16 protein-coding genes and 1 CRISPR repeat array (1 of these 17 only partly in view) are annotated in these 12065 nt (G+C 46.0%); of the genes, 11 read left to right on the top strand and 5 right to left on the bottom strand.

All coding sequences use genetic code 11. The features are described 5' to 3' along the window. A CRISPR array of direct repeats spans positions 1 to 84; the repeat unit is 27 nt; unit sequence GATCACCCCCGTATACACGGGGAACAC (it extends 675 nt beyond the left edge of the window). A 291-nt stretch (positions 85 to 375) separates the two neighbouring features. Continuing rightward, entirely contained in the window at positions 376 to 762 is a 387-nt protein-coding gene (locus D1831_RS03745; RefSeq protein WP_125071592.1) for a hypothetical protein, read from the bottom strand. Between the two features lie 157 nt (positions 763 to 919). Between D1831_RS03745 and D1831_RS03740 the strand changes: the two genes are divergently transcribed. Together D1831_RS03740 and D1831_RS03735 are read left to right on the top strand one after the other, a co-directional pair. Then, complete coding sequence (locus tag D1831_RS03740) at positions 920 to 1312, top strand: hypothetical protein (RefSeq protein ID WP_125071591.1); 393 nt, start codon at positions 920 to 922, stop codon at positions 1310 to 1312. A 35-nt stretch (positions 1313 to 1347) separates the two neighbouring features. Then, positions 1348 to 2517 carry a hydroxymethylglutaryl-CoA synthase gene (locus D1831_RS03735; RefSeq protein WP_125071590.1) on the top strand — a complete coding sequence of 390 codons (1170 nt, stop codon included), beginning with the start codon at positions 1348 to 1350 and terminating at the stop codon, positions 2515 to 2517. A gap of 47 nt (positions 2518 to 2564) precedes the next feature. Here the strand turns inward: D1831_RS03735 and D1831_RS03730 are convergent, their stop codons facing one another. Both D1831_RS03730 and lexA read right to left on the bottom strand, forming a co-directional pair. Continuing rightward, a complete protein-coding gene (locus D1831_RS03730) occupies positions 2565 to 3197 on the bottom strand; it encodes a hypothetical protein (RefSeq protein ID WP_125071589.1) in 633 nt (210 codons plus the stop codon). A 191-nt stretch (positions 3198 to 3388) separates the two neighbouring features. After that, on the bottom strand, positions 3389 to 4018 hold the full coding sequence (gene lexA / locus D1831_RS03725; RefSeq protein WP_125071588.1) for a transcriptional repressor LexA: 630 nt from the start codon (positions 4016 to 4018) through the stop codon (positions 3389 to 3391). Positions 4019 to 4173: 155 nt separating this feature from the next. Between lexA and D1831_RS03720 the strand changes: the two genes are divergently transcribed. Further along, positions 4174 to 4413 (top strand): DUF896 domain-containing protein, encoded by a 240-nt coding sequence (locus D1831_RS03720; protein WP_125071587.1) that lies wholly within the window; start codon positions 4174 to 4176, stop codon positions 4411 to 4413. 97 nt (positions 4414 to 4510) lie between these two features. Next, entirely contained in the window at positions 4511 to 4747 is a 237-nt protein-coding gene (locus D1831_RS03715) for a YneF family protein (RefSeq protein ID WP_125071586.1), read from the top strand. A gap of 127 nt (positions 4748 to 4874) precedes the next feature. On the opposite strand, the gene D1831_RS03710 is transcribed toward D1831_RS03715, so the two are convergent. Beyond that, entirely contained in the window at positions 4875 to 5510 is a 636-nt protein-coding gene (locus D1831_RS03710; protein WP_125071585.1) for a lysophospholipid acyltransferase family protein, read from the bottom strand. Between the two features lie 110 nt (positions 5511 to 5620). Between D1831_RS03710 and D1831_RS03705 the strand changes: the two genes are divergently transcribed. From D1831_RS03705 to D1831_RS03695, 3 genes are all read left to right on the top strand, one after another. Next, the gene (locus D1831_RS03705; RefSeq protein WP_125071584.1) at positions 5621 to 6373 is read left to right on the top strand and encodes a tRNA1(Val) (adenine(37)-N6)-methyltransferase; all 753 of its coding nucleotides are present in this window, start codon (positions 5621 to 5623) and stop codon (positions 6371 to 6373) included. Then, positions 6363 to 6650: a GIY-YIG nuclease family protein gene (locus D1831_RS03700; RefSeq protein ID WP_125071583.1), complete on the top strand. Its 288-nt coding sequence runs from the start codon at positions 6363 to 6365 to the stop codon at positions 6648 to 6650. The genes D1831_RS03705 and D1831_RS03700 overlap by 11 nt, the downstream gene beginning before the upstream one ends. An 84-nt stretch (positions 6651 to 6734) precedes the next feature. Then, on the top strand, positions 6735 to 7733 hold the full coding sequence (locus tag D1831_RS03695; RefSeq protein ID WP_125071582.1) for a D-2-hydroxyacid dehydrogenase: 999 nt from the start codon (positions 6735 to 6737) through the stop codon (positions 7731 to 7733). 149 nt (positions 7734 to 7882) lie between these two features. Here D1831_RS03695 and D1831_RS03690 read toward each other — a convergent pair whose 3' ends face one another. Further along, on the bottom strand, positions 7883 to 8605 hold the full coding sequence (locus D1831_RS03690; protein ID WP_125071581.1) for an HAD family hydrolase: 723 nt from the start codon (positions 8603 to 8605) through the stop codon (positions 7883 to 7885). Positions 8606 to 8829: 224 nt separating this feature from the next. Here D1831_RS03690 and rpsB point away from each other — a divergent pair, with 224 nt between their 5' ends. The 4 genes from rpsB to frr all read left to right on the top strand — a co-directional run bounded on the left by rpsB (position 8830) and on the right by frr (position 12054). Then, a complete protein-coding gene (gene rpsB, locus D1831_RS03685; protein WP_125071580.1) occupies positions 8830 to 9630 on the top strand; it encodes a 30S ribosomal protein S2 in 801 nt (266 codons plus the stop codon). A gap of 105 nt (positions 9631 to 9735) precedes the next feature. After that, positions 9736 to 10614 carry a translation elongation factor Ts gene (tsf, locus tag D1831_RS03680; RefSeq protein WP_125071579.1) on the top strand — a complete coding sequence of 293 codons (879 nt, stop codon included), beginning with the start codon at positions 9736 to 9738 and terminating at the stop codon, positions 10612 to 10614. 152 nt (positions 10615 to 10766) lie between these two features. After that, complete coding sequence (gene pyrH / locus D1831_RS03675) at positions 10767 to 11489, top strand: UMP kinase (RefSeq protein ID WP_057707297.1); 723 nt, start codon at positions 10767 to 10769, stop codon at positions 11487 to 11489. 1 nt (position 11490) lies between these two features. Continuing rightward, positions 11491 to 12054 carry a ribosome recycling factor gene (gene frr / locus D1831_RS03670; protein ID WP_125071577.1) on the top strand — a complete coding sequence of 188 codons (564 nt, stop codon included), beginning with the start codon at positions 11491 to 11493 and terminating at the stop codon, positions 12052 to 12054. The last annotated feature ends 11 nt before the right edge of the window (positions 12055 to 12065 follow it).

Genomic DNA, 12065 nt, shown 5'->3' with positions numbered 1-12065 from the left:
ACCCCCGTATACACGGGGAACACAGCAAGTTCGTCCGGGTGAGTAAATTGTAATTGGGATCACCCCCGTATACACGGGGAACACACTAACAGAACACCGTTAAATCGGCATTCCTATTTACTAATTTTACCGTTTTTTATTAGTTTGACAACTAGATTTACTAGGAAATCAGAAGAAAGACTGTGTACTATGATGGGTGAGCGCGGTTACAAATTCATCTGAAAAAACACTGACTTTAAAAAACCAGGCCACATTAATTCGATGTCGAACGGCAATGCGGTGTCCAAATTAAACCGTTAAAGATCTGAAGAGTACGAAAAAACCACCACCTAATGGATTCAGTTAGGTGGTGGTCAGAATTTGTAAATTTAGTCACTAATAGTTGACGGCGTAGGCCGGTTGGTTGAGACGGGTACGCTGCTTGGTACTTAAACGTTCACACGTCACTACCGCATTCGTGGGTAGTTTTTGACTCAGGGTTCCTAATAAGTTTAGCGGTGAAACGCTGTCGCCAACCCGAACCTGCCAATTAAAGTACCCCGTATTAGTCGATAATGCAAGCCGGTAAGTTTGCCCGTCCAGGCCAACCAGACGCAAGCTGCTGCTGGTCAGTGCCCGAACTTCTCCGTTTAGTGGGGCGTAAACGGCCAAATCAGTGGGGTGAATGGCCAAAAGTAACGACGAATGACTGGATAGCGGAACGTGGTGCCCGCGGACGGGTGCGGTAAGTTGTTTAGATTGTTTTCGGTGCCAAAACCACATAAGATGACCTCCTGAACGAAATGAATGTTAGCGTTTTCTTGGCGCATCATTAATGTACCTTATGGAACCCGTTTCAGGTCAAGGGATTACTTACCGAAATTTTAATTCAGGCATGCTATACTTAAAAAGGGTAACTTAAAGAAAAGGGGATGATCAATTGGATTTTATTGATTTTGACCCAATAAGTTTGCACCACACACCGTTAGGAACGCGGTACCAATTGCCTAAACAACATGATCGTCAATTGGACTGGTCAAAAATGGCGGCGCTGATTCGCGATAACGCCGACGTAATGGTTCAACTGGAAGCCGGACTAGCGGAAGACTGGGTCAACACGCACGGAATTATTTGGGACGAACAGCGCGGATACCACCGTTATCCGAATGATAATCGCGGGATGGACGGCGCCGTTTTCTGGGCCGCGTCTACGTGGGCCACCCCGGCAATTGTGGTCACTTTTCATAATGAAAGTACCCGGGCGTTTAGCTGTTTCAAGCACGGCAATGATCCTGATTTTCACTACTTGGGATCACTGGGGAAGCTTGACTAAATAAGAAATTGGTATTAACAAATGGAGGAATGAACGTGAAGGTCGGAATTGATAAGATGCACTTTGCATCTTCACATTTATACGTGGACATGACGGAACTTGCACGCGCAAGGGGCGCGGAACCGGATAAGTATTTGATTGGGATTGGGCAGGCCCAAATGGCGGCCATCCCGCCGAGTCAAGACATCGTGACACTTGCTGCCAACGCGGCGTACCCGATGCTGACGGCGGAAGATATTCAGGCCATTGACCTATTGGTTGTGGCAACTGAATCGGGTATTGATAATTCAAAGGCCAGTGCAATTTACGTTGCGCACCTGCTCGGACTAAACCGTCGAACCCGAACAATTGAAATGAAGGAAGCTTGTTACGCTGGAACGGCGGGAGTTCAGCTCGCACAGGAACACGTCCGGGTACACCCGGATAAAAAAGCCCTCGTTATCGGCGCGGACATTGCCCGGTACGGACTGAACACCCCCGGCGAACCAACCCAGGGTGGCGGCGCCGTTGCGATGCTAATCAGTGCTGATCCGCAAATTTTAGCGTTGGGAACGGAATCAACGTTACTGAGTGAGGACGTCATGGACTTTTGGCGGCCACTGTACCATACAGAAGCGTTGGTTGACGGTAAATTCTCTTCAAATATTTATATTGATTACTTTCAAGACGTCTTTAAGGGTTACCTTGAGTCAACGGGGACTAGTGCCAGCGATTTGACCGCCTTAGTGTTTCACTTGCCCTATACAAAAATGGGACTTAAGGCGTTGCGGAGCGCCTTGCCATTAGTCAGTGAAACGCAGCAGGAGTCCTGGGTCGCCCATTTTGAATGTGCGCGGAAACTAAACCGGTACGTGGGTAACTTGTACACGGGCTCACTCTATTTAAGCTTATTGTCACAGTTGTTGACGGATCCGAAGCTTGAAGCCGGCGATCGGCTAGGTCTGTTTAGCTACGGATCTGGCGCCGAAGGGGAATTTTATACCGGAGTCCTTCAGGCTGACTATGCCAACGGGTTAGATACCGGGTTACCGCAATGCTTAGCGCGACGTCAACGGGTCAGTGTTACCGAGTACGAGCAGTTGTTCAAGTCACAATTAGCTTGGAAGGCGGATGATCAGGAATTGGACTACGCCAGCGACCCGCACCGTTTCGTATTAACGGGTCAACACGATGAACAACGACAATACCTAGATAAATGGGCATAACAAAAAAGCTTGGTCATACCAATAAGTTGGTATAATCAAGCTTTTTATTATTTGTTTAAGTTGTTGGTAATCACGTTGCCGTCCTTCAGACTGATTAAAGTGCGGTCAGTTTTTCCGGGTTCTAACAACCGGATCGTGTAACCGGCAGCTAGGTTTTTCTTTAAGGATTTGGACAGGGATTTAAAATTGGACGTAATGGTGGTAATGGCTTTTTGATTATCGTCCGGGTGTGCTTTGATGATCTTTAACGATTTGACGTATTTTTTACCAGTAGGCGTGATCGTAAAGGTCTTAGTCTTTTTATCAAAGGCAACGGTCCCAATGTCCTTATAGTTGGTCTGCAACTGTTTAAGAATATTTTCTTCTTTGAGCTTCGTGGTCGCAGCCGTCCGTTTTTGACTGTCTTCGTTAAAGATGGCCTGTGAAGAGCCTAGCTTGGCACTGCTGCTTGACTTGACACTCGAACTAGCAGTGCTGGAAGTCGTTTTTTTAGCAGTGGAAGTTGCTGACTGGTTATACGGCCAGTAGGGTAACTTGATGATGGCGTAGCCGGTGACTAGCACACTGACGACCGCGACTCCCGTTAGAAATTTCCACCCCCCGCCGTTTTGCCGAGCAGAGATGACGGAAAAGAGCGCGAGTAAAAAAACAATGAGGCCAATAATGGCTAAAAATAACATGAGACCAACTCCTGATGTTTGAAATAGTATAATCATTATACCATTGAACCATTCGCTCTCCGGTAACGATTTAGAAAATATCTGGTAAAATCGTAAAAAGTTAAAGACGGGTGGGGTGGCTGTGAACTTTACGGGTCACTATCAAAAAAAGACGCCCAATCCAAGGTAGATTGGGCGTTAAATAATCAAGTTTAGTAGAGCATATCACGGTAAAGGCCAACGACCTTACCTAGAACGGCAACGTTATTTAAAATGATTGGTGCCATCGTATCGTTTTCTGGTTGCAACCGGTAATGGTCGGCTTCTTTAAAGAATCGCTTACACGTGGCTTCGTTTTCGTCGGTCATGGCAATAATGATATCACCGTTGTCCGCCGAACTTTGGCGGCGCACGATGACCTGGTCACCATTTAAAATACCGATGTTAATCATACTTTCACCCCGAATGGTGAGCATGAACAAGTCACCCCCAAAGGATTCTAAATCCTTTGGAATCGGGAAATAGTCGGTGGCTTCTTGCACGGCAAGAATTGGCTGCCCCGCAGCGACGGTCCCTAATACTGGAATTTGGTGGGGCGTGGTTTCAACGCCTAAGGCTTCGAAACCGGCAGCGGTCACTTCAATGGCCCGTGGTTTTGTGGGATCCTTTTGGATAAAGCCCTTTTTTTCTAACCGTGCAATGTGTCCATGGACGGTGGAAGTCGAAGATAAGTCAACGGCTTCGCCAATTTCGCGAACGGTTGGCGGGTATCCTTTTTCATTGACACGTTCATAAATAAAACGCAGAACGGCCATTTGTTTGCTTTCCGATGTTTTACTCATCTTGGCACCTCATTTATTATTTTCATTAATTATTTAACCCAATTGTAGCATAGCTTTTCACGGCTTTCAAACAAATGTTCGGTTGACAAAATCTTTTGTTTGATTTAGGGTCATTTTTCGTGTATTCTATTCTTGTTTTGAAGGGAGCTGTTGAATTGATTTCAAAAGAATTACTTGATCGAATCAATGAACTAGCTCATAAGGCGAAAGCCGAAGGGCTAACTGAATTAGAAGAAATTGAACGTAAGGACTTACGGCAAAAGTACTTAAAAGAGTTTCGGGCTGGATTCCGTCAACAAGTGGAATCGTTGCAAGTCTTTGATAAGCAAGGTAACGAAGTAACGCCGGAAAAAGTTCGCCGCGTTCAACGCGAACGGGGATTACGGAACGATTAACCGGTTTCAGGAAAATTTGTCAATCGACAAATTTTCCTTTTCTTTTATTATTAATTTGTGTAGACTAGTTTATTGAAGACTGTAATAAGGGAGGGGAATGACTGTGTCTACTGGTATTTGGATCTTAATCGTGATCGTGGGTGTCTTAGTTGGCTTAACCGGTGGTTTCTTTGGTGCGCGGCACTACATGCAAAACTACTTAAAGCAAAACCCACCAATCAGCGAAGAGATGTTGCGCAGCATGATGATGCAAATGGGTCAACGCCCATCCGAAAAGAAATTGCACCAAATGTTAAATTCCATGAAAGCTGCTTCACGTAACGACAGCAAGTAGGGTAACGTTTTAAATAAAAAAAGTGCCGGAAATTATTTTCCGGCACTTTTTTTATTTAAAGCAAATTTAAGCTTGATTTCTACTATAATAATGACGTACTTTTTCTAAAGTTTATAAAGCACGGCACTTAGTGTGATTGCTTTTGACTAGCTGGATCCACGTATTTAAAACTGGGATCAATCTGTCGATCAAGTTCGTCAAATGCGGCCAGCATCTGAGTTTCAATCACTTTTTGGCCCGCCTCGTCTAGTTTGAGCTTACGGTCAATGTAGATTGGCTTGCCAAAACGGACGGTGATTTTTTGCCGGCTAAAAAGTCGCTTAAAGGTTAAGGGACCCTGGTAGACCGTGGGTACTAGCGGAACACCGGCCATTTTAGCAATGACGGTGGCGCCACCCTTAAGTTGTTGGGAATGCCGGGTACCGGACGGAAACATGATCAAGGACAACTCGCCCTTACGCAGAAATTTAACCGGGGTCTTGATTGCGGAGGGGCCGGGATGTTTCCGGTCGACCGGAAACGCGTTGGCGTGTTTTAAGATGAAACGTAACACGGGGTTCTTAAACAGCTCCTCCTTCGCCATAAAACTAAATTTCATGGGACTTCCGGCTAAGGCGTAGTAGAGCGGATCAAACCAAGTACGGTGCGGTCCCACGAGGATGTACGTGCCTTCGGGGAGATTTTCGCGACCCTGATAGCGGGGACGTCCATTAATGATGGTGATGATCAGCCGAACGAGGCCGCGCATAAATGAATAAAACATCACGATCTTCCTTTCGTTAAATAACTGCTCACAGTATGACGAAATTTTATGAATTCTGCAAGTAGATTGTATGGTATGCTTGCAGGGACGTTATAGAGAGGTGGCGGCAAATGGCCGAAATTACGTTAAACGCCGATGAGCGTATTGATCAACTATATAGTAAAAACATTCAAATCATTCAAAGTCCACACGTGTTTGCTTTTTCACTGGACGCCGTTTTGTTAGGGGCTTTTTCCCAGGTTGCCAGGGCCGCTAGCAGCCAAATCGTGGACTTATGTGCCGGTAACGGTGCGGTCGGCCTGTTTGTTAGTGAGCAAACTCGGGGACACATTACCGCGGTTGAACTGCAGCCCCGGCTGGCGGACATGGCTAAACGGAGCGTCCAGTTAAACCACTTGGAACAGCAAATGACGGTATTAAACACTGACTTATTAAACTTAACGGACAAACTTGCCAAAGATTCGGTGGATACGGTTCTGTGTAATCCGCCGTACTTTAAAAATCAACCGCAAAGTGTCAAAAATCCCAATCCCCATTTAGCGATTGCCCGCCACGAAGGAACGGCGAGTCTTGACCAAATTATGGCGGTCACCAGTGACCTGCTGAAGATGAATGGGAAGGCCTACTTTGTTCACCGGCCAGAACGGCTTGACGACTTGTTCCAGACGATGAAAACGCACCGCTTAGCGCCCAAGCGTATTCGGTTCGTACACCCTAAGGCCGACCGCGAAGCAAACATGGTCTTACTCGAAATGATCAAAGATGGTAAACCCAACGGTGTGCGGATCATGCCGCCCTTAACGGTTTATCAGGCGGACGGAACGTACGGAAAAGAGGTGCACCAGCTCCTCTATGGCAACTAAAACAACGACGTCTAAACCGTACTATTTTTACGTGCTACTGTGTGCCGACAACACTTTGTACGGTGGCTTTACGGACAATCTTCAGCGCCGTCTCGCAACCCATAACGCGGGGAAGGGGGCGAAGTATACCCGTCCCAAGACCCGCCGACCTTTACAATTAATTTATCATGAAGTTTTCAGTGACAAGTCTTCAGCCTTGAAAGCTGAATATGCCTTTAAACATCAGACTAGAGCTGCCAAGCTAAAATACTTGGCAGTTCACAATGTGAAAATTTAGCAAAGTTTTCACGATTTTGCATACTTTTTCTGATATTTACTGTTATAATATCTAATGTATCAATATATAGGAGGAATTCTTGTAATGAAAATTATTGCATATGCTGTACGTGATGACGAACGTCCTTTCTTCGACACTTGGATGAAAGAAAACCCAGACGTTGAAGTAAAATTAGTTCCAGACTTACTTACTGAAGAAACTGCCGAATTAGCTAAGGGCTTTGACGGTGCCGATGTATACCAACAAAAGGATTACACCGCCGCAGTTTTAAACAAATTAGCTGACGAAGGTGTTAAGAACATCTCACTTCGTAACGTTGGTGTCGACAACGTCGACGTCCCAACTGTTAAGGAACGTGGGTTGAAGATTTCTAACGTACCTGCATATTCACCAAATGCGATTGCTGAATTGTCAGTAACCCAATTGATGCAATTATTACGTCAAACGCCAAAATTCAACAAGAAGTTAGCTAAGCAAGACTTCCGTTGGGCACCAAACATTTCCAAAGAATTAAACACGATGACTGTTGGTGTTATTGGTACTGGCCGGATCGGTCGCGCCGCTATTGACATCTTCAAGGGCTTCGGTGCTAAGGTCATCGGTTACGATGTTTACCGTAACGCTGAACTTGACAAAGAAGGTATGTACGTTGATACCTTGGACGAATTATACGCCCAAGCTGACGTCATTACTTTACACGTTCCTGCTTTGAAGGATAACTACCACATGTTAAATGCGGACGCCTTCAGCAAGATGAAAGATGGTGCTTACATCTTGAACTTTGCCCGTGGGACGCTCATCGATTCAGAAGACTTGATCAAGGCCTTAGACTCTGGCAAGGTTGCCGGTGCCGCCCTTGACACTTATGAATACGAAACTAAGATCTTCAACAAGGACCTTGAAGGTCAAACCATTGATGACAAGGTCTTCATGAACTTGTTCGAACGTGACAACGTTTTGATTACACCACATACTGCGTTCTACACGGAACCAGCCGTTCACAACATGGTGCACATCTCAATGGACAACAACAAACAATTCATCGAAACTGGTAAAGCTGACACCCAAGTTAAGTTTGACTAATTTCTGATAAAATTAAGTTGAAAGTACCGCTATCGGTTAGGTAGCGGTACTTTTTTTGCCCAAAAACGCCCCGACATAACCAAATGACTGGCGTCGGGGCGTTCGGTGTCCATGTTAAAATAAATACAAATGGGTAAATATTTCGTGAATTACAGGGTCGCCGCTTGAACTAAAGCAAGTAATAATTCGTTAAGTTCCGCGGGACTCTGGATGATTTGGTCGGGAATCACCGTTGGTTTGACCTGATCATTTTGACGGTGATTAAACCAAAACGTTTGCCAACCGGCGTGTTTAGCGCTCGTCATGTCGAGCGAGGCGTTATCACCAACGTACACGGCTTCGTTGGCTTTGATTCCAACTTGGTGTGCCCAGGTGGTGAAAATTGACGGGTCCGGTTTGGCGATGCCCAATTCTTCGGAAATGAAGATGTGGTCGGGGTGGACGTAGTGCTGAATTTGTAGCTGGCGTAGTTTGTCGCGCTGAATTTGGGCCGGCCCGTTAGTAATGATGCCGATTTCAAAACAGCGACTGAGCCGAGTCAATGTGCCTGGCAGGCCGCTAAACAGTTGAATATGTTTTAGCGCGGTTTGGTAGGCCATTTCAAATTGGATTGCCCAATCGGTACTGATGGTGTCCGTGGTTAACTTAGCTAACGCGTGTCTAACACGGGCAGTTTGCCAAGCTTCGAGACTGAGTTCTTGATTTTTGACCTGGTTAAAAGTTTGATCGTTAAAATCATGAAACCGTTTAAAAACTTGTGCCGCTTCGTCGGTCGTCAATGTCCGGGAAAAAGTTTGGGACAGGGCGGCCACGAAGGGCGATTTTTGATCGTACAACGTATCGTCAAGATCAAAAATGATGGCTTTTATCATGTTGAGTTGAGCCTCCTATGCGAAATAGTATTTTATCACACTTCGGCCAAATCACAAATTCCCGGTAAAATAGCTTGCAAGGGCCCCGAATATTCGTTATACTAATTTTCGGTGTTAAAACCAATTTCACACCCAGCGTGATGGTTGCGGTTGTGCCCGGGAGGGTTCCGTAACCAAGTGAGCGGTGGGGATGAGCAAAACAAATTTTTGGAGGAACATTTATCATGGCTGTTATTTCTATGAAACAATTGCTTGAAGCCGGTGTCCACTTTGGTCACCAAACTCGTCGCTGGAACCCTAAGATGAAGCCTTACATCTTTACGGAACGTAACGGGATCTACATCATTGACTTACAAAAGACGGTTAAGATGATCGATTCAGCTTACAACTTCGTTAAGGATGCTGCGGCTGACGATGGTGTTATTCTTTTCGTTGGGACTAAGAAACAAGCCCAAGACTCAATCGAAGAAGAAGCTACCCGTGCCGGTCAATACTACGTTAACCACCGTTGGTTAGGTGGGACTTTGACCAACTGGAACACCATCCAAACTCGGATCAAGCGTCTTAAAGATTTAAAGAAGATGGAAGAAGACGGTACTTTCGATCGTTTACCTAAGAAGGAAGTTTCATTATTGATGAAACAACGGGCTAAGCTCGAAAAATTCCTTGGCGGTATCGAAGACATGCCTCGGATTCCAGACGTTATCTTTATCGTTGACCCTCGCAAGGAACAAATCGCGGTTAAGGAAGCTCAAAAGTTGAACATTCCGATCGTGGCGATGGTTGATACCAACACTGATCCAGATGACATCGACGTTATCATCCCATCAAACGATGACGCTATCCGTGCCGTTCGTTTGATTACTTCTAAGATGGCTGACGCTGTCATCGAAGGTCGTCAGGGTGAAGACGAAGACGTTACCGAAGACTCATTCAAGGGTGACAAGGACGCAAAGTCTGCTGACTCATTGGAAGACATCGTTGAAGCCGTTGAAGGCGACAATGACAAAAAGTCTGACAAATAATTAATTCGAAATAATTAGGCTGTCTTAAAAATCGCGGACCTTATCGGCCTGATTTTGAGGGCAGCCTTTTATCTAAAAAATGAGCTACTCAAAGGAGAGTAAACTATGGCAAAGATTTCTGCAGCACAAGTTAAAGAACTCCGTGACAAAACCGGTGTTGGTATGATGGACGCCAAGAAGGCGTTAGTTGAAACTGAAGGCGACATGGAAAAAGCCGTTGACGTCTTACGTGAAAAGGGCGTTGCCAAAGCTGAAAAGAAGAGCGGCCGCGTTGCTGCCGAAGGGATGACTGCCGTTGCCATTAAGGGTAATAAAGCTGCCATCGTGGAAGTTAACTGTGAAACCGACTCCGTTGCTTCAACTGATAAGTTCAAGGCTTTAGTTGCTGAACTTGCCGACAAAATTGCCACCGAAGAACCAAAGTCCGTTGACGACGCGTTAGCTTTAAAGACGGCTAACGGTACGGTGAAGGATGACATCATCGAAACGACCCAAGTGACTGGTGAAAAGATCAGTCTCCGGCGTTTCCACGTGGTTGAAAAGGGTGACGACCAAAACTTTGGCTCATACCTGCACAATGGCGGCCAAATCGGTGTCTTGGTAGTCTTAGACGGTGCTGACGAAGCAACTGCCAAGGACGTTGCTATGCACGTCGCTGCCATCAACCCAGAATACGTCAACCGTTCACAAGTGCCTGCTGAAACGTTAGCACACGAAAAGGACGTGTTAGTTAAGGAAGCCTTAAACGAAGGTAAGCCTGAAAAGATCGTTGAAAAGATGGTCGAAGGCCGTTTGAACAAGTGGCTCTCAGAAATTAGCTTGGACGATCAAGAATTCGTTAAGGATTCTGACCAAACCGTTTCACACTTTGTTGAATCAAAGGGTGGTAAGGTCAACACCTTCATTCGTTTTGAAGTTGGTGAAGGAATCGAAAAGAAGGCTGATAACTTCGTCGACGAAGTTATGGGTCAAATCAAAGACTAATTAACACACTGAAGGGGGATTATGGTGAAGCCTTGCCATGGTCCCTTTTTTTGTGAATACGGTTAATTTTTACCAGTCGTGCCGTGCGGTGCTATAACGGTTATTAATAATATGGTAAAATGGAGTCAGATAATTTCGAGGAGGACAAAACGATGTCGGAAGTTAAATATAAGCGCGTGATCCTAAAACTTAGTGGTGAGGCCTTAGCCGGTGAAAAGGGTTTTGGAATCAACCCGCCGGTAATCAAAACGGTCGCAGAAGAATTAAAGGACGTCTATGATATGGGCGTACAAATTGCCATCGTCGTTGGTGGTGGTAACATGTGGCGTGGTGAAGCCGGTGCCCAAATGGGAATGGAGCGAGCACAGGCCGATTATATCGGTATGTTAGCGACCATTATGAACGCCCTCGCACTCCAAGATAACTTGGAATCGATCGGTGTCCCGACCCGGGTCCAAACGTCCATTGAAATGCGGCAGATCGCTGAACCATACATTCGGCGCAAAGCCATGCGGCATTTGGAAAAACGCCGGATCGTAATTTTTGCCGGTGGAACGGGTAGCCCGTACTTCTCAACCGATACCACCGCTGCTTTACGGGCCGCTGAAATTAACGCGGACGCCATCTTGATGGCTAAAAACGGCGTGGACGGGGTCTACTCCGCTGATCCTAACAAGGATAAGAGTGCCGTTAAGTTCGACACCTTAACACACCTTGATATTATCAACAAGGGCTTACAAGTGATGGACACTACCGCTAGTTCATTATCGATGGATAATGATATTCCGGTTGTCGTTTTCAACTTGAATAAGCCTGGTAACATTCGTAAAGTCGTTGCCGGTGAACACATCGGTACGACGGTCAGGGGGAAATAACATGGCAGTGACAGAACCAATTTTAAAAGATGCACAGGAACGGATGAAAAAAGCGGAAGCCGCTTTGCAACGCGAACTCGGTAATATTCGGGCTGGTCGTGCCAACGCTTCCTTACTGAACCGAATCACGGCGGACTACTACGGCGCGCAGACGCCTTTGAACCAGATGGCCGCCATCACCGTACCCGAACCACGGGTTTTAATGGTCACACCGTTTGATAAGAGTGCCTTAAAGGAAATCGAAAAAGCCATTTTAGCTTCCGACTTAGGCATTAGTCCTGCCAACGACGGGACCGCTATTCGGTTAGTGATTCCACAATTAACGGAAGAACGCCGTAAGGAGCTTGCTAAGGACGTTAAGGCCGAAGGTGAACGGGCTAAGGTTGCCGTACGGAATGTCCGTCGTGACGCCATGGAAGCCTTAAAGAAGGGTAACAAGGATGGTCAGTTTACCGATGACCAGTTACACCAATTAGAAGAACAAAACCAAAAGATTACCGACCAAGCTGGTAAAGCGGTGGATAGCATCGTTGCTGACAAGGAAAAGGAAATCTTGGAAGGCTAATTCACTAGCCC

Origin of the sequence: Lactiplantibacillus garii (assembly GCF_003885105.1) — a bacterium.
In the GTDB taxonomy this organism is placed as follows: Bacteria; Bacillota; Bacilli; order Lactobacillales; family Lactobacillaceae; genus Lactiplantibacillus; species Lactiplantibacillus garii.
The sequence above is the reverse complement of the archived record's forward strand: the minus strand, read 5'-3'. Positions and strand labels throughout refer to the sequence as shown.